The organism is Pseudoscardovia radai, assembly GCF_002259605.1.
Lineage (GTDB): Bacteria > Actinomycetota > Actinomycetes > Actinomycetales > Bifidobacteriaceae > Pseudoscardovia > Pseudoscardovia radai.
Genome location: NZ_MWWR01000002.1, coordinates 177,309 through 200,887, shown reverse-complemented (window position 1 = coordinate 200,887; position 23,579 = coordinate 177,309). Strand labels below are relative to the sequence as shown.

General features: G+C 55.4%; 28 protein-coding genes. 22 read left to right on the top strand and 6 right to left on the bottom strand.

What is annotated here, in order from left to right:
- Positions 1-55: 55 nt before the first annotated feature.
- Entirely contained in the window at positions 56-1,150 is a 1,095-nt protein-coding gene (locus PSRA_RS00950) for a YcxB family protein (RefSeq protein ID WP_143516286.1), read from the top strand.
- A gap of 570 nt (positions 1,151-1,720) precedes the next feature.
- On the opposite strand, the gene PSRA_RS09465 is transcribed toward PSRA_RS00950, so the two are convergent.
- On the bottom strand, positions 1,721-1,966 hold the full coding sequence (locus PSRA_RS09465; RefSeq protein WP_211280468.1) for a hypothetical protein: 246 nt from the start codon (positions 1,964-1,966) through the stop codon (positions 1,721-1,723).
- Positions 1,967-2,414: 448 nt separating this feature from the next.
- Between PSRA_RS09465 and PSRA_RS00940 the strand changes: the two genes are divergently transcribed.
- The 4 genes from PSRA_RS00940 (at position 2,415) to PSRA_RS00920 (ending at position 5,074) form a co-directional block, all read left to right on the top strand.
- Positions 2,415-2,693, top strand: a complete 279-nt coding sequence (locus PSRA_RS00940; RefSeq protein WP_143516285.1) for an ADP-ribosylglycohydrolase family protein — start codon at positions 2,415-2,417, stop codon at positions 2,691-2,693.
- 313 nt (positions 2,694-3,006) lie between these two features.
- Entirely contained in the window at positions 3,007-3,327 is a 321-nt protein-coding gene (locus PSRA_RS00935; protein WP_094659979.1) for an ArsR/SmtB family transcription factor, read from the top strand.
- A 260-nt stretch (positions 3,328-3,587) separates the two neighbouring features.
- Entirely contained in the window at positions 3,588-4,586 is a 999-nt protein-coding gene (locus PSRA_RS00925) for a permease (RefSeq protein WP_094659977.1), read from the top strand.
- Between the two features lie 8 nt (positions 4,587-4,594).
- Positions 4,595-5,074, top strand: coding sequence for a thioredoxin family protein (locus tag PSRA_RS00920; RefSeq protein WP_245834811.1), 480 nt, complete (start codon positions 4,595-4,597; stop codon positions 5,072-5,074).
- Positions 5,075-5,101: 27 nt separating this feature from the next.
- Here the strand turns inward: PSRA_RS00920 and PSRA_RS00915 are convergent, their stop codons facing one another.
- The 4 genes from PSRA_RS00915 to PSRA_RS09085 form a co-directional block, all read right to left on the bottom strand.
- On the bottom strand, positions 5,102-5,377 hold the full coding sequence (locus PSRA_RS00915) for an integrase (RefSeq protein WP_211280467.1): 276 nt from the start codon (positions 5,375-5,377) through the stop codon (positions 5,102-5,104).
- Between the two features lie 81 nt (positions 5,378-5,458).
- On the bottom strand, positions 5,459-6,205 hold the full coding sequence (locus PSRA_RS00910) for a DUF4097 family beta strand repeat-containing protein (RefSeq protein ID WP_094659976.1): 747 nt from the start codon (positions 6,203-6,205) through the stop codon (positions 5,459-5,461).
- 2 nt (positions 6,206-6,207) lie between these two features.
- Positions 6,208-6,870 carry a hypothetical protein gene (locus tag PSRA_RS00905; protein ID WP_094659975.1) on the bottom strand — a complete coding sequence of 221 codons (663 nt, stop codon included), beginning with the start codon at positions 6,868-6,870 and terminating at the stop codon, positions 6,208-6,210.
- An 11-nt stretch (positions 6,871-6,881) separates the two neighbouring features.
- Positions 6,882-7,058 carry a TMEM175 family protein gene (locus PSRA_RS09085; RefSeq protein ID WP_158216277.1) on the bottom strand — a complete coding sequence of 59 codons (177 nt, stop codon included), beginning with the start codon at positions 7,056-7,058 and terminating at the stop codon, positions 6,882-6,884.
- Between the two features lie 163 nt (positions 7,059-7,221).
- Here PSRA_RS09085 and PSRA_RS00900 point away from each other — a divergent pair, with 163 nt between their 5' ends.
- The 9 genes from PSRA_RS00900 (at position 7,222) to PSRA_RS00860 (ending at position 14,564) form a co-directional block, all read left to right on the top strand.
- Entirely contained in the window at positions 7,222-7,764 is a 543-nt protein-coding gene (locus PSRA_RS00900) for a TetR/AcrR family transcriptional regulator (protein WP_094659974.1), read from the top strand.
- A 449-nt stretch (positions 7,765-8,213) separates the two neighbouring features.
- Entirely contained in the window at positions 8,214-8,843 is a 630-nt protein-coding gene (locus PSRA_RS00895) for an NAD(P)-dependent oxidoreductase (RefSeq protein ID WP_094659973.1), read from the top strand.
- A gap of 66 nt (positions 8,844-8,909) precedes the next feature.
- Positions 8,910-9,347 (top strand): Rrf2 family transcriptional regulator, encoded by a 438-nt coding sequence (locus tag PSRA_RS00890; protein ID WP_094659972.1) that lies wholly within the window; start codon positions 8,910-8,912, stop codon positions 9,345-9,347.
- Between the two features lie 221 nt (positions 9,348-9,568).
- Positions 9,569-10,402 carry an alpha/beta fold hydrolase gene (locus tag PSRA_RS00885; RefSeq protein WP_094659971.1) on the top strand — a complete coding sequence of 278 codons (834 nt, stop codon included), beginning with the start codon at positions 9,569-9,571 and terminating at the stop codon, positions 10,400-10,402.
- 239 nt (positions 10,403-10,641) lie between these two features.
- Positions 10,642-11,445, top strand: a complete 804-nt coding sequence (locus PSRA_RS00880) for a protein-ADP-ribose hydrolase (RefSeq protein WP_094659970.1) — start codon at positions 10,642-10,644, stop codon at positions 11,443-11,445.
- Positions 11,429-12,418, top strand: a complete 990-nt coding sequence (locus PSRA_RS00875) for an SIR2 family NAD-dependent protein deacylase (protein WP_094659969.1) — start codon at positions 11,429-11,431, stop codon at positions 12,416-12,418. Before PSRA_RS00880 ends, PSRA_RS00875 begins: the two co-directional genes overlap by 17 nt.
- A 43-nt stretch (positions 12,419-12,461) precedes the next feature.
- The gene (locus tag PSRA_RS00870) at positions 12,462-13,202 is read left to right on the top strand and encodes an MmcQ/YjbR family DNA-binding protein (protein ID WP_094659968.1); all 741 of its coding nucleotides are present in this window, start codon (positions 12,462-12,464) and stop codon (positions 13,200-13,202) included.
- Between the two features lie 71 nt (positions 13,203-13,273).
- Entirely contained in the window at positions 13,274-13,768 is a 495-nt protein-coding gene (locus PSRA_RS00865; protein WP_211280466.1) for a GNAT family N-acetyltransferase, read from the top strand.
- Positions 13,769-13,910: 142 nt separating this feature from the next.
- The gene (locus tag PSRA_RS00860; protein WP_211280465.1) at positions 13,911-14,564 is read left to right on the top strand and encodes a DUF4256 domain-containing protein; all 654 of its coding nucleotides are present in this window, start codon (positions 13,911-13,913) and stop codon (positions 14,562-14,564) included.
- A 155-nt stretch (positions 14,565-14,719) separates the two neighbouring features.
- Here the strand turns inward: PSRA_RS00860 and PSRA_RS00855 are convergent, their stop codons facing one another.
- The gene (locus tag PSRA_RS00855) at positions 14,720-14,902 is read right to left on the bottom strand and encodes a hypothetical protein (protein ID WP_094659966.1); all 183 of its coding nucleotides are present in this window, start codon (positions 14,900-14,902) and stop codon (positions 14,720-14,722) included.
- A gap of 309 nt (positions 14,903-15,211) precedes the next feature.
- Here PSRA_RS00855 and PSRA_RS00850 point away from each other — a divergent pair, with 309 nt between their 5' ends.
- From PSRA_RS00850 to PSRA_RS00815, 8 genes are all read left to right on the top strand, one after another.
- Entirely contained in the window at positions 15,212-15,646 is a 435-nt protein-coding gene (locus PSRA_RS00850; protein WP_094659965.1) for an Rrf2 family transcriptional regulator, read from the top strand.
- 47 nt (positions 15,647-15,693) lie between these two features.
- Positions 15,694-16,710, top strand: a complete 1,017-nt coding sequence (locus tag PSRA_RS00845; RefSeq protein ID WP_094659964.1) for an NADP-dependent oxidoreductase — start codon at positions 15,694-15,696, stop codon at positions 16,708-16,710.
- A gap of 186 nt (positions 16,711-16,896) precedes the next feature.
- Entirely contained in the window at positions 16,897-18,051 is a 1,155-nt protein-coding gene (locus tag PSRA_RS00840; protein WP_094659963.1) for an ADP-ribosylglycohydrolase family protein, read from the top strand.
- 55 nt (positions 18,052-18,106) lie between these two features.
- Positions 18,107-18,466, top strand: coding sequence for a DUF1304 domain-containing protein (locus tag PSRA_RS00835; RefSeq protein ID WP_094659962.1), 360 nt, complete (start codon positions 18,107-18,109; stop codon positions 18,464-18,466).
- 148 nt (positions 18,467-18,614) lie between these two features.
- On the top strand, positions 18,615-19,889 hold the full coding sequence (locus PSRA_RS00830) for a glycosyltransferase family protein (protein WP_094659961.1): 1,275 nt from the start codon (positions 18,615-18,617) through the stop codon (positions 19,887-19,889).
- Positions 19,890-19,934: 45 nt separating this feature from the next.
- Positions 19,935-20,864, top strand: a complete 930-nt coding sequence (locus PSRA_RS00825) for a glycosyltransferase family 2 protein (protein WP_094659960.1) — start codon at positions 19,935-19,937, stop codon at positions 20,862-20,864.
- Positions 20,865-20,936: 72 nt separating this feature from the next.
- A complete protein-coding gene (locus tag PSRA_RS00820) occupies positions 20,937-21,527 on the top strand; it encodes a TetR/AcrR family transcriptional regulator (RefSeq protein WP_094659959.1) in 591 nt (196 codons plus the stop codon).
- A 132-nt stretch (positions 21,528-21,659) separates the two neighbouring features.
- The gene (locus PSRA_RS00815) at positions 21,660-23,438 is read left to right on the top strand and encodes an oleate hydratase (protein ID WP_094660032.1); all 1,779 of its coding nucleotides are present in this window, start codon (positions 21,660-21,662) and stop codon (positions 23,436-23,438) included.
- Positions 23,439-23,579 lie beyond the last annotated feature (141 nt).

The window sequence follows — 23,579 nt, the reverse complement described above, 5'->3', positions numbered from 1 at the left end:
CGCCTGGTCATGCGCCGGCGAGAGACTATGCACTCTTTGGTACTAAGCTGAAGGAATGTATACGAACGTCTCCGTAGGCCATCAACCAACTCCCGGAACTGACGAACAGCCTCCGATGTTCACTTCCGAGACAATCGTCACCAGGGATGCGGTAAAAACCATGAATCGCGAAGTGGGAAAGAAGACCGCCGTCAGGAGTGGCATCGCAATCATGACGGTTCTTCTGCTGATGTCAGATGCCGTTCTCGCTGCTGGAAATGGTATTGCAGGATATATTCTGATGGCGCTGGCGGTGCCACTTGCTCTCCTACCATGGTTCTGGATAGCACATCGGAACGGAAATGCCTGTGAGAAAAGTGGCTTCATAGGACAGGTCCAGCATTTTACATTTCATCAAGACTGTTTTGAGGAACACAGTGCACAATCCGATTACAGGATCCGATACGATGAGCTGAATCATGCGCTTGAGAGGAAGCATGCCTTCTATTTTTCCATTTCCACTGGCGAGACATTCATTATCGGTAAAGAGAATGGCGAACTCAACGCATTCTTGCGGGAGCATGTTACGAGACGACAGGATGCTGCTTCCAAGGGGCTCCTCACGCTGCTCGTGGTTTCTATGACACTGACAACGGTGTTCACGAATATCGAATATAACAAGCCGGACGATGCTATTGCGGGGATGGGTGATTTCGATGATGCCTATGTTATCAGGAGCTGGGTGAATGCTCTGTACTGTCTTGTCACTCTCCTATGGCTTGTCGTTGTGGTCTGCGGAGTGATTTCCATAATTCGAAAGAATAAGAAGAACAATAGAAAGCTGGCCGAGAGGATTATCCTGAATGGCGTAGCATGCATCATCGCGATGGTTCTGGTGCTGGCCATCGGGGGTACGACATTCGTTTATTTCCTCAATGTTCCGGACCAGTTCCGGAATGAAAACGGTACCTATACGGTTAAAGTGCCTTCTGGTTCGGGGACCAAGGATTTACTTTATACAAGCGCAGGACCGTTCTATCTGCGTTATCTTCGCCCGATGACGGATTCCGAAGATACGGATCCGAACATCAGCGAGGAGGAATGGGAAGTGGCGCGGAATGCGGAGAATCAGACGATGCATAACGATTTAGAATCGGATGATTCTTCCTGATTTCGCAAGCCCGTATTAGCGAGACCTCTTTCTTAAGAATCTGCTGTTGTTAAATCTTCCGGCATCGTTTCTGCCGATTTTCGTGAAATACATCAGCCACCTTGCCAATGCGGAATCACCCGCGGGCGGATTCCGCATTGGAGGAATCCGCCCGTGAGGATGATGTTGGAGGAAGGCCGTCAGAGGAAGAATCTCACTTTGACATGTTCAGCAGGTAGTGTGCGAATGCCGAGCAGCAAAGGCTCCTTTCCTCATTTGTCGAGGTGCCTGCAAACTGTGCCAGAAACCAATTGCACGGAGTCTTTCCCATGTGCCGTCCATTTTGTTCCACACAGTCTCATAGAGTGTGTCGTAGTTGGTGAAATCCAAGCCGTCATCTATGTAAACGCTGTCTTTGATACAAGGGAAATCCCCAATAAACAAGGGCTTTCAGCGGTTTTGCTCCGCCGGAAGCCCTCTTCTTTTATGCCTGTTTTCAGTTTTTCAGCGACTTTGCCCGTGGAAATTTAAACCCATGTGAACCCTTGATTTGAACCTCTCCGAGGGAAAATACAAAAGGTACAAACGAACTCATAATGCCAATGTAGGATCGGCGGCAAACCATGTTTGAATATCACGATTGTGTTCATCATCTATCGGGTCATCCCGTCCTACATCATCAATCCAGGCTATTCCAAAGATATACTTCTCTGTCTTGGTTTCAGGCATGATGACATAAGCCATTCCATTATCCAAATAATCGGCATCGTAGTCATATTTATCGGAAGCTCTGACGCCTCCAATGTATCCTGCTTCACATTCGAGACCGATTGACATCTTTACTCTTTGGGGACTATAAAAACTCTGACACTCTAATCGTTCACCACTCTCAGGGCTTTTTTCATATGTGCAAGTCGGCAAAAAACGCATGATAAACAATGCTCGTTGCCATCAGGAACATATCTAACCTCAATTTGATATCGATTTCTAACATCTGGCCATAGGACATCATTGTCAGATCCTTTTTTTGTGATGTAATCTATGGGATGCCCATCGACCGTGACGATTATTTCGCCCAAAGGCGACTTCAATTTTTCCAATTGATCCTCCATCGAGATCACCCGTATAAATAGCCTTCTGACATTAGCCGCAGAAGATTATTGACTTTATCACGGACATCCTCGACCTCTGCAGCAAGCATCGTTTCATCGGAAACGATCTGATAATTGAGCCATTCTGGTGATTGAAGTGTCAGATCAATCTCGCACCATGGGACTGCTTCCTATTGAACAAACACACCCCCGTCGGGCTCTACTGGGAGGCCGCCCTGCATTGCGATGACGGCCTCGACATCGTCGGCGCCAAGGCCGCGGCCCTGACTCACACCCACGAGCTGGGCTATATCCCGGCGGCGGCGCTCGTGCATATCATCGACAGGATCGTGCACGAGGGCGATACGATTGCCGAGGCGGTCGACGATGCGATGGCGCGGATGCCGGAGCTGTTCTCGCAGACACAGCATGTTGAGACGGTATGTTTGATGTCAAGGGTCGAAGGAAAATAGGCGCGAAAGCCCAATAATACTGCGGTTTTCGAGCAATCGGGCAATTTGGCATCGGACAGACAAAACGCTTCTCGGTAACTTATCCAAGGGCAAAAAGGCTCGAAAAGTGTGAGAGTTGAGTTGCCACGATAGATGTCCCTATGTTGAGTTGCCGAGTTAGATGTTGGGAAGTTGTGGCTGCGAGATAGATGTCGGAAAAAAGGCTCCCACACTGCCATCAGAGGTGAAAAGATTGTTAAGCAATATTTCATTCACACATTGACAACTATAAATGTGTGTGATATGATATGTACATCTCTTGGAGGTGAAAATCATGGGATTCAGAGAAGACGTTAAAAAAATAAAGGCGCTCGCAGATGCGAACCGTCTTGCGATCATGCTTGCTCTCCAGCATGGGGAGAAGTGCGGGTGTGAGCTGCTGGAGGAACTGAATATCACACAGCCGACTCTTTCGCATCACATGAAGATCCTTGCGGACAGCGGACTTGTAGATTACTACAAAGAGGGAAAATGGATGCATTACTCCATCTCCGCAGACGGGGTCAGGGAGTTCCGGGACATGATCGGTTCCTACGCAAGATGTGACTGCAAAACGGACGAGAGCGTATCCTGCGGATGCAAGGAAAAGAAGTAATCGATATCTATCATTCATAGGCAGTCCTTTGGGATTGCCTATATAAAGCACTTAAGCATAGATATATTTCAATGTATCAAACTAACGGAGGCGAAGATCGGTGCATCGAATTTCTTTGAACTCGCGGTGGCTGTGGCTATTGCACTTTTCGGAACGACAAGCCCAGCAGCACTCGCCACCACAGTAGGCGTTCTGACGGAGGTTCCGGTAATGCTGATGCTTGTGCGAATTGCTAATAAAACAAAAGCGAGGTTTGCGTAATGTGGACTTTTATTCAGGATCAAATACTTGGGATGGAGTGGTTGAATGCCCTTATTGGGAAAGTATTGCTCATGGTCGGACTCGATGTGAATAGCCGGATTGGCGGCAGCATTCAGTTCTTCAGTTATGACACAATTAAAATAACAGTATTGCTTTGTGTGTTGATCTTCCTGATTTCCTATATCCAGAGTTTCTTCCCTCCGGAGCGCAGTCGGAAGATCTTGGGAAGATTCCACGGGATCGGAGCGAATATTATCGGTGCCTTGCTTGGGACGGTAACGCCATTCTGTTCCTGCTCGTCCATTCCGATTTTTATTGGCTTTACGAGTGCGGGGCTTCCGCTTGGCGTGACATTTTCCTTCCTGATTTCATCACCGATGGTGGACTTGGGAAGTCTTGTGCTTCTCGTCAGTATCTTTGGCGTGAAGATTGCCGTGGCGTACGTGGTGCTGGGGCTTGTCATCGCCGTCATTGGCGGCACTTTGATAGAACACCTGCACATGGAAGACCAGATTGCTGATTTTATCCGCAATAACAACAGCAAGGTGGATATCGAGTCTCCGAATCTCACTGTTAAAGACCGGCTGATTTATTCCAGAGATCAGGTTGCAGCCACCTTTAAGAAAGTGTTCCCTTATATCCTTGTCGGCGTGACTATCGGCGCGGTGATCCATAACTGGATTCCCGAAGGCTGGGTGGAAACCGTTCTCGGCAGCAATAATCCGTTCGGTGTGATACTCGCCACGCTTGTCGGCATACCCATATACGCAGACATTTTCGGCACGATTCCGATTGCCGAGGCACTTTTGGCAAAGGGAGCATTGCTCGGCACGATTCTCAGCTTTATGATGGCGGTTACCACGCTCAGCCTTCCGTCCCTCATAATGCTGGAAAAGGCTATCAAGCCAAAACTCTTAGCGACATTTATAGCCATCTGCACAGTGGGTATCATCATTGCCGGATACGGCTTTAATGTATTTCAAAGTTTATTCATCTGAAGGAGGATATGATCATGACACTGTTTGGTAAGAAAAAAGAAGTAGTCAAGGCGGAGCCCACATGTAGCTGCGGAGGGACGGAAGAAGTTAAGGCTGAATCTACTCCCTGCTGCGGAGATCTGAAGGAGGATATGATCATGACACTGTTTGGTAAGAAAAAAGAAGTAGTCAAGGCGGAGCCCACATGTAGCTGCGGAGGGACGGAAGAAGTTAAGGCTGAATCTACTCCCTGCTGCGGAGAAAAGATTGATGGCGTTTGCTGCATCAAAGTTCTTGGTGCGGGTTGCAAGTCATGTCACGAACAGTATGAGAATGCCAAGAAAGCTGTTGAGAATCTTGGATTGAATGTTGAGGTAGAGTACATCACCGATATGGAGAAGGTAATGAGCTATGGTGTTATGAGTGTGCCTGCACTCCTTGTTAATGATAAAATCGTATCTGTCGGTAAAGTGCTAAAGCCGGGAGAAGTTGAAAAGTTGTTAGGCTGATCATTCAGAAGAGATAAAGGCTCCTCACTACCGGCAAATGCGTCGGCGGCGAGGAGCCTTTTTATGCTTCGATATCGATTGTAACCCGGACTTGAATTCCACGGTGAAGTGGTCGTTGAAGACGGTGATCTTCTCGATGAGTTTTTTGACCAGAGCCTCATCAAATTCTGTGATGTCGGTTTCCTGCCCGGAGATGAAGTCCTGCAACTCGGCGATGCGTTTCCGGGTCTCCTCGCGGCTTCTGGTGTCTGCCTCGGCCTGTGATTTCTGCTCGCGCAGCGTAAAGATTTCATTGTGTGTCAATGGCTTCAGCGTTTTTGTCTACCCGAGTTTCACGGATTCAGATCCCTATCAAATACCGATGTGAAAGCGAGTTGCCAAGTGTCACCAGTCCTGGAATGAATTTCCATGCCGATACCGCCCGGCGGTTTTTCTGGTTTTCACTCCGTTTTGGAACGCAAAGTCGATCTGTCCTGTCTCAGTCGTGATGCATACCTTGCGGGGACCGTGACCTAACCGCTCCGGCGCATTTGTCCATATTCCTCCGGGACGGCGAGGGTTTGAGCGATTCACTGCAGTGACATGGCGCTTGCGCTCCGTATTGCAGAATACAGAATATTCTTCTTCAGTTCCGTCCACATAGCACTGAATTTGACCGGTTTTTGAGGAAATATCCATCGTTTCAGTCACGCCCACACCGTAGCAGTTCACCTTGCATAGATTGCCTCGAATGTCGATTTTAGCGGTTTCCACATTCTCCAGCAGTATCTCCCCGGCATCGGAGGACACTCCCAAGCTACCCGGGAATTTCAAATCACTGAGGTGTACGCTCTCCGACCTGGATTGGATAATCGCTTTGCCGGTGAAGCTTTCGGGCAGTTTAATAAGCAGCTGATCATCCTTTTTCAGATTGATAAGAGCCAACGTTCCATAGATGCCAATCGCTGCATGGTCGATCAGTTTGAGCGTATTGCCCTCCTGCTTCACCTCCAAACTGCGCATAGTGGTGTCCCGCCAACTCAGTTCAATGTTATCCGTGGCGGATCCCATGACCCGGATGGCAAACAGCTTACAGTTTACTTCCACCCGTTCAATCTCCGTCACGGGATATTCTACATACTCAAGTCCCATAATTATTCATCCTTTCTGCGAAAATAAGAAGTAATAAAAACGTTAATGATCGCATAGCAGATGCCGCCTGCCAGAAGAATGGCATAGCACAAAAACGGGTTTAAGCCGAGTACCGTTACGGAGGCGACAATGGCCAAGAAGACCACAATACTGAAAGCAACCGTCTTGCAGACCTGCATTCGTTGTTCCATGCGATGGCGCCTGTACCGTTCCTGGAATGGCTCCGGCAGTTTCAACAGCAATTCCTGAAATAACTGCTCTGAAACCGATCTTTCGGACAAATACTGCTGGGCAAGTTCCAGTCTTTTCTCCAACTCAATCCGCTCTGAGCTTTTGTCAGGATTGGCGTCCTGCCAAATTTCCAAGATATTCCGGATTTTCCGCATTTGCGCGGCCGTATCCAGATGGTTCTCTCGATAGGAGAAAAGGAATTCCATCAGAATCAGACACTCCATCAGTGCGTACCCGCCCAGATAGACCCCATACAGCAGTTTGCTCCCGCCGGCAGAATCCATGAGCTTTGTCAGTACAGGGAACACGGTAATGACGAACATCAATGCCACGTTCAGGATATAGGTGGGAATGCTTGCCGACGCGGTGTTGATCGACAGAGTGGTATGGATGCTCCAAACACTTGCCAGAGCCAAAAAACTGATGAGATACACCGTAATCTCTTTCAGCAGAAAATGAACGTTGCCCAGTCAAATACAGAGGCATCGGGAACGGAAATCTCCAATGCCATCATGGTCATGGCGATGGCGACCACGCCATCAAACAGGGCATCAAGCCGTGGGTGAGCACGCTCGGTCAAGTTCTTGAGCTGCCGTTGTTTCCACGCATTCAAAATATGCACCTCCTTTATCCAACTGAGGGTTGTTTTTCCTACCTGTGTACGATATAAACATACGTAACATCATGAAGGACTACAATCGGCAGTTTTCGGGAAAATGGTTGGATAACCAACTCTTTTGGTCGAATAAGTAGGATAGGAGGGACTTAGCGTGGAAAAACAACGGATGAATTATAACGACCTGCGGGTGTTAAAGACGGAAAAGCTGATTCGCGGTGCATTTCATGAGTTGGCACAGGAAAAGCCCATCTCAAAAATCACCGTGAAGGAATTGGTGAAGCGGGCGGAGATCAACAAAACCACTTTTTACGCCCACTATGACACCATCCAAGACCTAATCGACACCTTGGAGCGGGAGACTATCGTCTACATTGTGGATAACATGGGCAGCGCGACACGGCTTTTAGAGGAACCGGAACGATTCATTGACGACCTGTATCATGCTCTGGCTGATTGCCGCATTAACTCCATTTCACACATCAATCCCAACCACACCGATTTTGCCAAGCGGCTGAATCAAAGCATCCATCAGGCATTGGAAGAAAAAGAAGTAGATGTTCGGAAGCATCAGCAGATGCGAATTCTGATTCCCTTCATCGTCAGCGGACTTCTGGGTCTGCTGCAGAATCCATCGCCCACAGAGGAGGCGGATTTGGCATTTATCAAGAAGTTCGTGAGGAATGGGTTGGGATATGCGAATAAGGCATAATATGAGGAGTTTTATGAATATAGTATAGAAAATACAAAGAACAAACTGAAAGAGGGCCGAAAAGCCAGTGTTCAAGCCATTTCTGCGGCATCCGTCTTTCTGAAAAGAGAGGCGGGTGCCGCGTTTTCTTATAGAAAAACGTGAAAGTTGCTCTGGCGTGACTGTGGGAGGACTATTTGGATGGATTTTTGTCAGGCGAGACTGTGGCTTTGCTATTTTCGGGGTTTGTGGCTGTGGAAAGGCTATAACCGCTGGGGTATACAAAACAGAGGACGGTACAGACGTTATGCTGTACCGTCCTCCTTCTATTAATCGGAGTCTCCCATGCAGCGAAAAACTGCAAAAACATGTAACACAACTATTGACAGGTTGGACCGGTGCTGTTATGCTAAACATGTAATTGATGATATTACATGTCAGAGCGAATCAAATTCACGGAGGATTCTATTATGAAGATTGCGGTTGTAGCAGCAAACGGAAAAGCCGGTAGGCTGATTGTCGAAGAAGCTGTAAATCGTGGTATGGATGTTACGGCTATCGTCAGGGGAGAGAATAAGACTGTAGCGCCCAAGACCATCACAAAGGATCTCTTCGATCTCACCAGCGAAGATCTGAAAGGGTTTGAAGCCGTTGTGGATGCCTTCGGCAACTGGACGCCCGACGCCATTCACCTCATCCCGGAGGCTACCGTTCATATGGCTAAAGTGCTTTCCGGCAGCGATGCACGCCTGCTGGTCGTAGGTGGAGCGGGAAGCCTTTACGTTGATCCTGAGCATACCAAGACGGTTGTTGATGTGACGCCATTCCCCGAAGCGGCTATGCCCGTTGTAAATGGTCATGGAAAGGCGCTCGAGGAGCTTCGTAAGTTCGACGATGTGAACTGGACCTATGTCAGCCCTGCCGGAGATTTTCAGGCTGATGGCGAAAGAACCGGAAAGTACATTCTGGGCGGCGAGGAACTGGTTCTCAACAGCAAGGGCGAAAGCGTGATCTCCTATGCCGATTATGCGATTGCCATGGTCGATGAGATCGAATCCGGCAAGCACATAAAAGAAAGAATCAGCGTTGTGGGCGAATGACGATTCTTGGCCCCTGCATTGACTTCCTGCCTGTAATTCTATATATTACAGGCAGGAGGAGATGCCATGCAGATCTCAAGTAAGTTCACAATAGGAGTCCATCTCCTTGCGCTTGTGGATTATCTGGGCGAAGACGAAAAGGCGACCAGCACCGTTCTGGCGAGCAGCATAGGTGTAAATCCCGTCATCGTCAGAAACGTCATGAGAAACCTCAAAGAGGCGGGGCTTATAAGCGTCAGCCAGGGCAAAAGCGGGATATCTTTAACAAAAACTCCTGATCAGATCACTTTCTATGATGTTTACAAGGCTGTAGAAAGCGTAAAAGATGAGGGGCTGTTTCACTTTCATGAGAATCCGAATCCGGAATGTCCGATAGGCAGGAACATTCATAAGGCGATGGATTCAAAATTGGAAAGAGTCCAGCGGCGCATGGAGGATGAAATGAGAAAGATTACCCTTGCCGATGTGATGACGGATATTCACAATGAACTAAAGAACGAGTAGTAAAAAAGTCTTCAAGCCATCATGGTTGAGGGACGTTTTTGCGTATGCGGGATTATGCGAGGAATCGTCCACTGCTCAAATCATGGAGAGGCTTGACCCTTCTCATCGGCCGACGTTTCGCAAGAACTATCGATTATCCGTAAAGCTGTTCCACGCGCCGACCCAACGGCATCATCGGGTGAGCGAAGGCAAGACAATTATCGCAGTGAGAGAGTAATGAGATGACATATCTTACAACCAAAAACGAAGTGATCGCAGTGCGTGGTGAAAAGATCGCTTACCGCGAGCTGTCCAAAGGGAAATCCGAGTTTCCTCTTGTCATGTTGGTGCATCTTGCTGCCAACATGGATAACTGGGATCCTCAATTGATCGATCTCCTGGCGGAACATCAGCATCTGATTCTTCTCGATCTTCCGGGTGTCGGTGCCAGTGAAGGGAAAATCGAACCCACACTGGAAGAGACCGCGGAATCCGTAGTCGCCATCGTTCATGCGCTCGGCTATGAGAAAATCAACCTCCTTGGTCTGTCCATGGGCGGAATGATCGCACAGGAGGTTGTGCGGGCGGATCCTGAGCTGGTGCACAAACTGATTCTGGTCGGCACCGGTCCGAGGGGCGGAAAAGGCATTGACAGAATCACACCGGTAACATTTGCGCATATGTTCCATGCTTTGTTGCAGCGCAAAGACATGAAGCGCTATATCTTCTACACGAATGATGCACGCGGTGAGCAAGAGGCCACCAAGGTGTTCAACCGTCTGAATAGCAGAACAAGTGAGTGGGCCGATCAGCCGATGAAGGTATCTTCCTTTTTGAGGCAGCTGAAAGCGATCAAAAAATGGGGCACTGCACAAACGGATGACCTCACATTCATCAAGCAGCCGACCTTGATCGTCAACGGAGACCACGATGATATGGTGCCGACAGAGAATTCCTATCAGATGCATGAGAAAATCAAAGGCAGCCAGCTGATCATCTACCCGCATGCAGGCCACGGATCGCTGTTCCAATATGCGGGTGCCTTCTCTCAGGCGGTACAACAATTTTTGGCATAAACGTTTTCGAAATATAGGAATATACCCAAGAAATCGAAGGGTGCAGCGAATTAAGAATAATCAAAGGCATCCGGCCAATAAGAGTGAGGGCTGGGTTGCTGATGTGGGATTCTGCTTCGCCGAGGGCTGAACATGACCAGGGCTATCTAACGGCGGTGCGCTGGATGTAAGGTATCGTGACCACGATTCGTCCGGTTTCGTCCGGTCGATGCGCTGGGAAGAAAAAAGAAGGAAACGGCATGACAGAGAAAATGACGCAGGATCAGCGGCTGGATTATCTCGTGGAGGAATTCAAGAAAGACTCCGTTCAATACAAGGATTTGGAAACGCCGAGAGACACAGAAGGGAAGCGGTATGTCCTTCGGTCGCTGATGAACATTCGCATGCCAAAGCCATTCCCCGAAGAGGCGCTCGCCGTGCAGGATGACTATCTGGCAGGCAGGGCTGAAGAAAAAGGCATCGTGCGTCTTTCCGACATCCCGGTGACCCGAGGCGCAGTGTCCATCTGGCAGGGTGATATCACAAGGCTTGCCGTGGATGCAATCGTCAATGCCGCCAATTCTCAGATGCTGGGCTGCTTTGTGCCCATGCATATCTGCATTGACAACTCCATCCATACTTTTGCCGGCATTCAGCTTCGGGCGGAGTGCAACCGGCAGATGAATCAGCTGCGCAGCAGATACGGCCAGGATTATGAGCAGCCGACGGCTGTCCCCATGCTGACGGATGCCTACAATCTTCCAGCGAAAAAGGTCATCCATGTCGTCGGCCCGATTGTGCAATACGGGCTGACGCCGGAACTTGAGAAGGATCTGGCGAACTGCTACCTGCGCACCTTGGACATGTGCGTGGAAAACAATCTGAAAAGCGTGGCGTTCTGCTGCATCTCCACTGGAGTATTCCGTTTTCCCAACAAGCGGGCGGTTTACATCGCCGTCAACGCCGTGAACGGTTGGCTGTCGCAGCATCCGGGAGTCATGGACAGGGTGATTATCGACGTGTTTAAGGATGAGGACAGAAAATACTATGAAGAACTTGTATGACGAAATGCCGAACGGCTATCAGGAGAGCATTCAGAAGGGACGTGTCGCGGTGCAGTATTTCAGTGGGAATACGTCGTTCGGAACAGGATCGAAAGAGGAGCGAATCTCTCGGCTAAAGAAAGAGATCGAAACGGCGGATGCCATCGTGGTCGGAGCGGGTGCCGGACTTTCCACCTCCGCCGGGATGACCTATAGCGGGGAGCGGTTCGACCGATATTTCTTTGACTTCGCACGCAAGTACGGCATTCAGGATATGTATTCCGGCGGTTTCTATCCCTTCCCCGATGCGGAGACCAGCTGGGCGTGGTGGGCCAGGAACATCTATTTCAACAGATACATGGATGCGCCGAGGCCTGTCTATCAGCAGCTGCTCTCGCTTGTGCAAGACAAGGATTATTTTGTCATCACCACGAACGTGGATCACCAGTTCCAAAGGGCAGGCTTTGATAAAGATCGCCTGTTCTACACCCAAGGGGACTTCGGGCTTTTCCAGAGCGTCAGTCCATCCACGCAGAAGACCTACGATAACGAAGAATGGGTGATGAAGGCGATGGAGGCGCAGGGGTTCGTTCGGGATGGGAATGGAGCGTTTGAGGTTACCGAAAGCGGCGAACTGAAAATGAGGATTCCTGCGGCTCTCATTCCGAAATGCCCCGTTGATGGGTCCGATGTGACCATGAATCTTCGTGTGGATGGTTCCTTCGTCGAGGATGTGGGCTGGCACAGGGCGTCGGCGGCATATGCTGGCTTTCTGCACCGCTGCGAGGGCCGCCATGTGCTGTATCTGGAGCTGGGCGTGGGGGCGAACACTCCGGTCATCGTGAAGTATCCGTTTTGGCAGATGACCCTGGCGAATGAAAACGCGGTGTACGCCTGCGTCAATTACGGCGAGGCGTTCTGCCCAGGCGAGATTGCAGGCAGGAGCATCTGCATTAACGGGGACATCGGCGATGTGTTTGCGAAGCTGAAATAGCGCCGGGTTTCGAAAGGATGGTGGATCATGAGGATGATGGACCATGCGTGAGGAAATTTTCGAATACGCGAAGAAGAAATACGGCGTTGTCCCGGATTATCCGCTGCCGACCGCACCGGATTTCCCGGTTCTTCGCCATGGGGACAACCACAAGTGGTTCGCCATCATCATGGATGTTCCGAAAGACAGGCTGGGGCTGGACGGGACGGATCGAGTCGACATCATCAACGTGAAGATGGGCGATCCGATGCTTGTCGATATGCTGTCGCAGCAGACGGGGTATTTTCGCGGCTATCACCTAAACCGGGGCAACTGGATATCCATCCTCCTGGACGGCACGGTGCCGTTGGAGGACATATGCATGTGGATTGACGAAAGCTATTTCGTGACGGCGTTAAAGCAGGAACAGCAACGGTTGCGGCCGCCCAAGGAATGGATCGTCCCGGCAAACCCTCGCTATTACGATATTGAGCACGCCTTTGACCATGCAAAGGAGATCGACTGGAAGCAGGGCAAAGGCATCAAGGCGGGCGACACCGTATACATGTATGTGGCGTCGCCCATCTCGGCCATTCTCTACAGATGCAAGGTTGTGAAAACGGACATTCCCTATGACTATCGCGATGGCAACCTGACCATAACGTCTGTGATGAGGATACGGCTGCAGAAACGGTATAAGCCGGGTGCCTTCACGTTCGATAGGCTCAAGGGCGAGTATGGCATTGCTGCGGTTCGGGGGCCGCGGAGCGTTCCGAGCTCCCTGAGCGAGGCGTTGAGAAAATAGCGGGCGATGGCGTAGACAGCGAGATTTGGTTGCGTTCAGCGCTGGGCGATTATCGACGAAGGATGGCAAGAATGAAGGATGGTAAGAATATGGTTGTGAAGAGTGACGTGACTATCAAAGACGGCAAGGATTATATCCCCCAGGTCAGGGAATTGATCGTAGAATACACGAAGCGGTTGAATCGGGATCTGGCCTTTCAAAACATCGAAGAGGAGTTGAAGAACCCAGCCGAAAAGTACACTGCCCCGCAAGGGGAACTGCTTGTTGCAGTGGATGAGACGGATCGTGCTATTGGCATGGTTGCATACCACAGGCATAACTCTGAGCGCTGCGAAATGAAGAGACTGTACGTTAAGCCTGAGGCGCGCGGGATGCATTTGGGGGAGTCGCTTGTTGCAGAAATCATAGATCATGCAAGGCGGGCTGGTTATAAAGAAATGGTTCTGGACACGATTGTCCCTTTGAAAGCGGCGATCGGGTTGTACAAAAAGAATGGATTCGAGGAATGCGAGCCGTATTATCACAATCCGATGGCTGATGTGATTTACATGAAGAAAGAGCTATAGGGTTGTGCGGATTGCACGGACTGCGCGGACTGCATAAGCCAATTCCGGTTTGCTGAGGTTGAAGTGTGCGACGGCGGATTTCGTTGCAAAGTCTAGGCGCCGAATCCATGGGGCATGGGTCTATGAGGGCGGTGAGGTTGATATGTCGAATGGTTCACTTGTTGAGCGTGGAATAATCCCCGATGCGATTTATCCTGATGACAATTCAGTGAAGCGAACCATTGACAAGAGTATGGACGGCAGGCAAACCAATGAAGGAGACGACCTGATGATTGAGGTGCTGAAAAACAGGTTTCTGGACAATCCCATGCGCCACCAAGGCATAGCGTGGGAGGCTGTCGAGATGCGCCTGAATGGGAATCCCGAAGCGCTTGCCATCCTCAAGCGCATGGAGGAAAGCGGCGGAGAGCCGGACGCAATCGGTTTTGATGAGAAAACCGGAGGTCTTATCTTCTGCGACTGTTCGAAAGAATCTCCTACCGGTCGCCGGAGCCTGTGTTATGACGATTCGGCGCTTCTGAAGAGAAAGAAGAATCCTCCGACTGGAAGCGCCGTTGGCCAAGCGCACAAGATGGGAGTCGAGTTGATGACGGAGGCGCTCTACCGCAGACTCCAGGAGCTTGGGGAGTTCGACCTGAAAACCTCTTCCTGGATTGCCACCCCAGAGGCGATTAGGCAGAAGGGCGGAGCTCTCTTCTGCGAAAAACGATACGGTGTTGTGTTCACTTTCCATAATGGGGCTGATTCTTATTATGCTGCCCGCGGGTGGAGAGGTTATTTCCAGATCCCTGCATAGCTGATTCCGGCGCGGACGTCTTCATCGGTGTCGCATGACCGAGAAAAGAGGGGTGAGATTCGCCGATGGCGGAGGTCTGGGACTTGTTTTCGGGTGGTGTGTCTTCCGTCTTCGGCGAAACACGCCACACCGAGCCACACCACGCACCGCGCCTGTCAGTTGTCCGTGAGCCCCCGCAGGCCGTTCACGCGGAGTCCGCCTTCGGTGGAGAACGCTCCGATGCGACGGTTCCTGTGGTTGTACATTCGGAAGCCGAAAGCGGTGTCTTTGTTGACGTAGAGCAGGCCGAGGGTTCCCTGGATGTAGATTTCGATGTCGATTGGCTCGCCGGAAGTCATGGTGAATGGGCGTTCCATCTCCACGGCATAGGGTTGCGAAGTCTGTATCAGAAACCGGGCGTGCCGCTCCAGGACCTCAGCGGGAGGTCCCGGCACGCCACTGTGCTCTGCGTGGCGAAGGAAGCCCGAGGCGATGCATGTCCATCGATGGGCGGCGTTGACAGATGTCGCGCCGTCCATTAAAGTATCAGTATCAGATACAATTACAGGTAGTGCGTTTGCCGGCATCGCGGGCATAAGCATCGCGAGCACAGGCATCGCATGGCCAAAAACTGTAGGCATCGCCAAACATTGCAGGGAAGGAGTGCCATGGTGGATACCAGATTCTCGTCAGCGATCCATGCGCTGATTCTCATCTCGCAATCCGCGACCCCGGTCAATTCCGAGCAAATCGCCGTGAGCGTGGGCACCAACCCCAGCTACATCCGCAAACTGACCGCACGCCTGAGCAAGGCGGGCATCATCGAAGGCAGGCGTGGCATCAGCGGGTTCCGGCTGCTCAGGCAGCCCGCCGACATCACGCTGCTCGACATCTACCGGGCGGTGATGGACAGGGATCGCGTGCATCTGTTCGACCTGCATCACAATCCCAACGACGCATGCATCGTCGGGCACAACATCCGCCCGGTGCTGGGAGGCATGTTCCAGCAGATGGACGATGACGTGAACCACCGCCTCCAAGGCATGACCCTCGCCGACTGCATCAACGGCATGCGCGCCTACATCGCGCGCACCGCTAGCTGACGGCCCGACAGACAACGGCGCACCGCCGACGCACGAATGGAGATCCTATGAAAGCAGCCATGCTCACGCATTACGCCAAGGACGGCACCGACCTTGAGATCCGCGACATCCCCGTCCCGGAGCCCGGCGGCACGGAGGTGCTGGTCAAGGTCATGGCGGCGGCGGTCAACCCGCTCGACAACATGATCATCCGCGGCGAAGTCAAGCTCATCACCCCCTACAAGATGCCGCTGGTCATGGGCAACGAATTCGCCGGAATCGTTGAGAAAACCGGCAGGAACGTCACCCGTTTCACGGCAGGCGACCGGGTCTACGGCAGGATGCCCCTCAAGAAGATCGGCGCTTTCGCGCAATACGCGGCGGTGGAGGAATCCGCGCTCGCGGTGATCCCCGAATACCTCTCATACAAGCAGGCCGCCACGGTCCCGCTCACGGCGCTCACCGCCATGCAGGCCTTCGAGGTCATGCACGTCACGGCAGGCGAATCCGTGTTCATCTCCGGCGGCACCGGCAGCCTCGGCGCCATGGCGATCCCCGTGGCAAAGAGCCTGGGCCTGCACGTCTACACCAATGGCAGCGGCAGCAACGAGGAGCGGGTGCGCCAGCTCGGCGCCGAACGGTTCATCGACTACAAGAAAGAGAACTACGTCGACGTGCTGTCCGACGTCGACCATGTGCTCGACACGTTGGGCGACCGCGAGCTGCCGAACGAATTCACGGTGCTCAAGGAAGGCGGCAGCCTGGTCTCTCTCCGCGGCATGCCCAACGGACGGTTTGCCAAGCGCAGCGGCATGCCCGCCTGGAAGCGCCTGCTGTTTTCCATCGCCGGCCGCAAGTACGACCGCATGGCGGCGGCAAAAGGCCAGACCTACGACTTCCTGTTCGTGCACGAGGACGGGCGCCAGCTCGAAGAGATTGGCAGGCTGTTCGACGCCGACCATCCGCTGGAGACCTCCATCGACACGGTCTACGCCCTCGAGCAGATCAACGAGGCGCTCGCCAAGGTCAAGCACGGCAAATCCCGCGGCAAGACCATCATCGCCATCGGGGAACAGGCGGAATAGACGGGGAATAGGCGCGGCGCTCGCGTGCCTTATCTACGACAACGGGGTGAAGGTCTATTGGTGTGGCTGCCGACTGGATATTCCGCAGATTGACAATCGACGTGTACGCACGGTTGTAAAGACGCAACACGCCGAGTGTCGGGCATGCCAGAATAGAGGGGAATCGTCGAAGGAGAGGAGAGGGATATGCAGCGTAGCGAATCGGAAGTCACGAAGGACCTCGACCAGTACCGCGGTTGTCTGATCGGAGTATCGGTGGGGGACGCGTTGGGGTACCCGGTGGAGTTCAAGAGCGAGGAAAGGATTTTCGCGAAGTACGGAGCCGAAGGCATCACCGACTACGCGTTGACGAACGGCGTGGCGCGGATCTCGGATGACACCCAGATGACGCTATTCACCGCGACCGGGCTGCTCCAGGGTACGACGGTGGCGGTGACCCGTGGAGCCACGGCCCCGTACGAGGAGTACATCTGGAACCATTACCAGGATTGGCTGAAGACACAGACGCGGGAGTTCGAGGAGGTGCAGAAGGACGAACGCCATTACTCCTGGCTTGTGAACATCCCGCAGCTGTTCAGTCGCAGGGCTCCCGGTCTTACCTGCATGTTCGCCTTGGGAGAGGGCATACCAGGGGCGCTTGACCATTCGATCAACACCAGCAAAGGCTGCGGCGGAATCATGCGCGTCGCCCCCGTCGGGCTCTACCGGGAGGCCGCCCTGCATTGCGATGACGGCCTCGACATCGTCGGCGCCAAGGCCGCGGCCCTGACGCACACCCACGAGCTGGGCTATATCCCGGCGGCGGCGCTCGTGCATATCATCGACAGGATCGTGCACGGGGGCGATACGATTGCCGAGGCGGTCGACGATGCGATGGCGCGGATGCCGGAGCTGTTCCCGCAGGCACGGCATATGGATGAGTTCCTGATGATCATGCGCAGGGCGATCGACCTTGCCGACGAGGCCCGGCCGGGCGACGGCGACCTTGATGCGATCCACCAGCTGGGAGAAGGCCGGGTGGCGGAGGAGACCCTGGCCATCGCGGTGTATTGCGCGCTGCGATATCCTGACGATTTCGAGTCCGCGGTGGTCGCCGCCGTCAACCACAACGGCGACAGCGATTCGACCGGAGGGGTGGCGGGCGCCATCGTGGGAGCGAACGTGGGGCTTTCCGGAATCCCGCGCAAGTATCTCGATGACCTCGAGCTCAAGCAGGTGACGCTGACCCTCGCGGACGACCTGTACCAGGGGTGCCCGCTCGACGAGGGCGGCACCGGGCGCGGAAGCGATTCCGATTCCGACTGGGCCGACAAGTACATCACCGCTACATACCGCATGTGACGCGGTGCGCAGGCGTACGGATACAATGAAAACATAACCGCGAAGAAGGAGAGTCATGTCCATCGCAACCCAGGTTCTCGCCGTGCTGGTCGCACTCGAGTTCCTGTTCATCTTCTACCTGGAGACCATCGCCACCACGTCGGCGCGCACGGCCAAGGTGTTCGGCATGACGCAGGAGGAGCTCGCGCGTCCCTCCGTGTCGACGCTGTTCAAAAACCAGGGCGTGTACAACGCCCTGATCGCCGTGCTCGTTCTCATCGCCGTGTTCGCGTTCCACAGCACCCCAGCGCTCGTGTGCCTCATGGGCTACATCGTGCTCGTCGCCGCGTACGGCAGCTTCACGAGCAACCCGAAGATCATCCTCATGCAGGGCGGCCTGCCGATCGTCACGCTGATCGTCGCCCTCGTCTCCTGACGCCTCGGATCCTTCCCCGGTTCGTGGCTCCGCTGTCCGCCGTCGTCGCATGACGGCGGCGGGCGGGCGCGGCGGTAGAATATGACGATGCGAGCGGCGGACCGTCCGCGCCCGCCGCGCAGATGCGCACACCGCAGGAAGGCCAGGCATGAGAGTAGCGATCGTCACCCATTCCTCGACGTTCGAAAGCCGGGCCGAAGCCGTCGCCCGATTCTTCGAGGACCGCGGGGACACCGTCACGCGCATCTTCTCCGACTTCGACCACCATGCCAAGGCCACGGTCAGCCGGTCCTTGCCCGACCACGTGTTCCTTCACCTCAGGCCATTCCGCCGCAACCTGTCGGTGCGCCGCATGACGTCCATCCGCCGTTTCGCCAAGGACGCGGGCGCGTGGATCGACGCGCGCATGCGGGGGAGCGAGCCCTTCGACCTGCTGTGGTTCCTGCTGCCCGCCAACTCCTTCGCACCGGTCGCCGACGATCTGCACAGAAGATACGACGTGCCTGTCGTATTCGACATCATCGACCTGTGGCCAGAATCGCTTCCCGTGCGCGGACTGTCATGGACCCCGCCGGTGCGCATGTGGCGCTCCCTGCGCGACAGGCATCTGGGATGCGCCTGCCAGATCTTCACCGAATGCGACCGGTACCGCGAGGTGCTCGACCTTCCCGAGGATCGCACGACGACGCTGTACTGGTACAAAAGCACCGACGGCATCGACCCGCAGCCGGTGCCCGCCATCGACCTGGGCTCCGCCGGGCCCGGCGCGAACGAGCCCGGCGACGTCGCCTCCGACGTGGCGCCTCCGACCGGCCTGCGCGCGGACGCCGCATGGCGCGACATGTCCGACGGCACGCCCCTGCGCATCGCCTACCTCGGCGCCGTGAACAACATCATCGACATCCCGCTTATCGCCGACCTTCTGGGGGCCATGGCGCGGCGCCATCCGCTGGAGCTGCACGTCATCGGCGCCGGCGAGCATCTCGACGATTTCGTCGCCGCCGTGCGTTCGCACTCCGTCCCGGTGGTCAGCCACGGCGCGATCTACGACGAGCGCACGAAGAACGCCATCCTCGGGGACTGCGCCTACGGCATCAACATCATGAAGCCGACGGTCACGGTGGGCCTGAGCATGAAGTCCATCGACTACCTGTACTGCGGCCTGCCGCTGCTCAACACCATCGGCGGCGACACGTGGAACCTCGTGGAAAGCCAGGGAATCGGCGTGAACGTGGACCGCGACGATGTGCCGGACGCCGCGGATTTCGCCATCGCCGAGGCCCTGAATCCGGTGAGCGCGCCGTCCATGCACGAATCCGCCTACGCGTGCTATCGTGAGCTGTTCACGCAGGAGCGCTTCCGCGCCGTCCTCGCAGACGCGATGGAACGGCATATCGGCATCCCCGCCCGCGCGCAAGCGTAAGCCAAGAACGGCGCCGCAGCAGGCGCAGCAAGCCAAGGAGGCATCATGGAACCCCAGGTCGACATCTGCCTGGCCACGTACAACGGAGAACGCTACCTGCCCGAGCAGCTCGACTCGCTGTTCGCCCAGACCTACCAGGGCTTCCGCATCGTCGCCCGCGACGACGGCTCGACCGATGCCACGGTCGACATCCTCGAGAGCTACGCCTGCCAATATCCGGGGCGCCTCGAGATCATCAAGGACGACGTCATCTGCGGCGGCCCGGCGCGCAACTTCATGCAGATCATGCGCCACACGAGCCTTCCGTACATGATGTTCTGCGACCAGGACGACGTGTGGCACCCCACCAAGGTGGAGCGCATGCTGCGCCGCTTCCAACAGGAGGAGCGGCATTTCGACGGATGCCGCCCGCTGTGCCTGTTCTCCGACTACCGCGTGGTGGACGCAGACCTCAGGCCGATGGACGTGCCCGAGCGAAACCTGCAGGTGGCCGACCCCAGGACGTCGCTCAACAGGCTGCTCGTGCAGAACTACGTGACGGGATGCACGATGATGGTGGACCGTTCCGCAGGCGTGCTTTCGCAGCCCTTCGACGATCGCATCCCGATGCATGATTGGTGGATCGCGCTGGTATGCGCGGCCATCGGGCATGTGGTCCATATGCCGGCCAAGCTCATGGACTACCGTCAGCACGGGAACAACGACGTGGGCGCCACGGATGTGCGCAGCTGGTCCTATCGTCTCGCCAAGTTGCGCGACCCCGCCGCCCGCTCGTCCGCCGACACGTATTTCGCGCTCGCCTCGCTGCTGAGGGAACGCTACGCCACGATGATGCCCGAGGGCAGCCTGAGGACGCTCGACCGCTTCCTCGCCATCCGGGAGCTGCCCAAACCGCGGCGCATGGCCCGGCTCGTGGCCGGCGGATACCTGAAAAGCGACCTCGTGCGCTCGCTCGGCCTGCTCACCTGGATCTGACGGACCGCATCGACGACCGGAAGGCATGACGCCCGGGCGCGGATTCCACGACCATATGGAGGAAGGGGATGCATGTCGCAGCTGACGGAGAGGGCCCTGGAGCATTCGTTGAGGAAGCTGCTGGCCGCCAAGCCGATCGACCGCATCACGATCGGCGACCTGACCGAGGACTGCGGTATCAGCAGGTCCACGTTCTACTACCACTATTCGGATATCTACGAACTCGTGGAGGACACCGCCCTGCGCGAGTTCTCCGAGGCGCTCGGCTCCGCGCGTACGCATGACAGCTGGCCCGAGGGGCTGCGCAACATCATGCGCGGCATGGACGCCGACCGCGCCTTCATCACGAACGTCTATGACAGCATCGACCGCGAGAAGCTGCGCGGAGTGCTGTCCGCCTGGGCCGAGGAGTTGCTGTACGGCGTGGTGTGCGAGGAATCCGCCGGGCTCGAGGTCACCGATGTGCAGCGCCGCACCGTCGCGCACCTGTACCAGTTCGTGTTCGTCGGCGTGATGCTCGACTGGCTCGACTCGGGGATGGCCGGGGATATCGACGCCATCGTCGACGACCTCGCCGCCACCCTCGAAGGCTCCTTCCGCTCCGCCCTGACGCATCTGGAACGACGCGGACCGGATTCGGACAATCCGCCCCATATGTCGTGATTTCGGACAGACGCGCGCCCGGTGTCGCTGGATTCGCACCCGGCGGCCGCCGGATAATGGCCGTGGTCTCGAAACGAAGGCCGGCGCCCCAACGGCGGGACGCCAGACCGGAAGAGATAGATGGGAGTCATCATGTATTACTCTGCAGGAAACTACGAAGCGTTCGCGACACCGGCCAAGCCGGAGGGCATCGACAACAAGCACGCCTACATCGTGGGGTCGGGTCTCGCGGGCCTGTCCGCGGCATGCTTCCTCATCCGCGACGCGCAGATGCCCGGAGACCACATCACGGTGTTCGAATCCCTGCCCGTGGCCGGCGGGTCGTGCGACGGCATCTACGACGCCACGCGCGGCTACATCATGCGCGGCGGGCGCGAGATGGACAACCACTTCGAGGTGATGTGGGACCTGTTCCGCTCGATCCCGTCGATTCAGAACCCCGGCGAGACGATTTTCTCCGAGTACTACAAGCTCAACAAGGACGACCCGAACTTCTCGCTGTGCCGCGTCACCGAGAAGCGCGGCCAGGACGCGCACACCGACAAGAAGTACGCCATGAACCCGAAGGCGACCGAGGAGCTGCTCCACCTGTTCCTGTCGACCGACGAGGACCTCGCCGACAAAACAATCGACGACGTATTCGACGACGACTTCTACAAGACGAATTTCTGGATCTACTGGCAGACGATGTTCGCGTTCGAGAAATGGCACAGCGCCCTTGAGATGAAGCGCTACATGCAGCGCTACATCCACCACATCGACGGCCTGCCCGACCTGTCCGCGCTGCGCTTCACCCGCTACAACCAGTACGATTCCATGATCAAGCCGATGGTCAAGTACATCGAGGACGCCGGCGGCACCTTCCTGTACGACACGCAGGTGACGAACGTGGTATGCGACGTGACGGCCACGAAGAAGGTCGCCAAGCGCATCGAGTACACGCAGGGCGGCCAGTCCAAGGCCATTGACCTGACGGCCGACGACCTCGTGTTCGTCACGAACGGCTCGCAGGGCGATTGCACGGCCTACGCCGGACAGGACACCGTTCCGACCGTCACGATCAAGAACGGCGAGGGCCCGTCCATCCAGCTGTGGAAGAACATCGCCGCGCAGTCCTCCGACTTCGGCCACCCCGAGAAGTTCTTCAGGAGCATCGAGGAGACGAGCTGGGAATCGTGGACCGTCGACACAGCGAACAAGGAGGTGCTCGACGCCATCGAGGCGATCTGCCACCGCGACCCGCTGTCGGGGCATATCGTGACCGGCGGCATCGTGACGGCGAAGGATTCGAGCTGGTTGCTGTCGTGGACCATCAACCGCCAGGGCCAGTTCCCCGACCAGCCCGACGACCACTGCCTCATCTGGGTGTACGGCCTGAACTGCTGGCATGACGCGGGCGACTTCGTCAAGAAGCCGATGGCCGAATGCACGGGCGCCGAGCTGTGCGAGGAGTGGCTCTACCACATCGGCGTGCCCGAGGACCGCATCCCGTTCCTGGCGCATAACGAGTGCACCACCACCGCGGCCATGATGCCGTATGTGACGAGCTTCTTCGAGCCGCGCCGCGACGGCGACCGCCCGAAGGTGGTGCCGGACGGCTCCGTGAACCTCGCCTTCGTGGGCCAGTACGCCGAGACGCCGCGCGACACGGTGTTCACCACCGAGTACTCGATCCGCACGGGCATGGAGGCGGTCTACACGCTGTGCGACGTGGACCGCGGCGTGCCGGAGGTGTGGGGCAGTGTGTTCGATCTGCGCGACCTCATCACCTCGGCCGTCAAGCTCGCCGACGGCAAGACCTTTGCCGAGATGGACCTGCCGCTGAAGGACAGGCTGGCGCTCAGGGAGCTGCTGCGCCGCGTCAAGGGCACCGAGGTCGAAAAGCTGCTCAAGGATTGCGGCGCCCTGTGATCATGCGTCGTCGGCGCCGGGGATGGCGCGGCGCCGACGATGGGCTGGCCAATGGGGAAGGGGCCTCCGCCTTGTGGCGGAAGCCCCCTTCTTGCATTTGTCGTCTTTGCTGTGCCGCGGTGGTGTCGCTTCAAAGCGTCG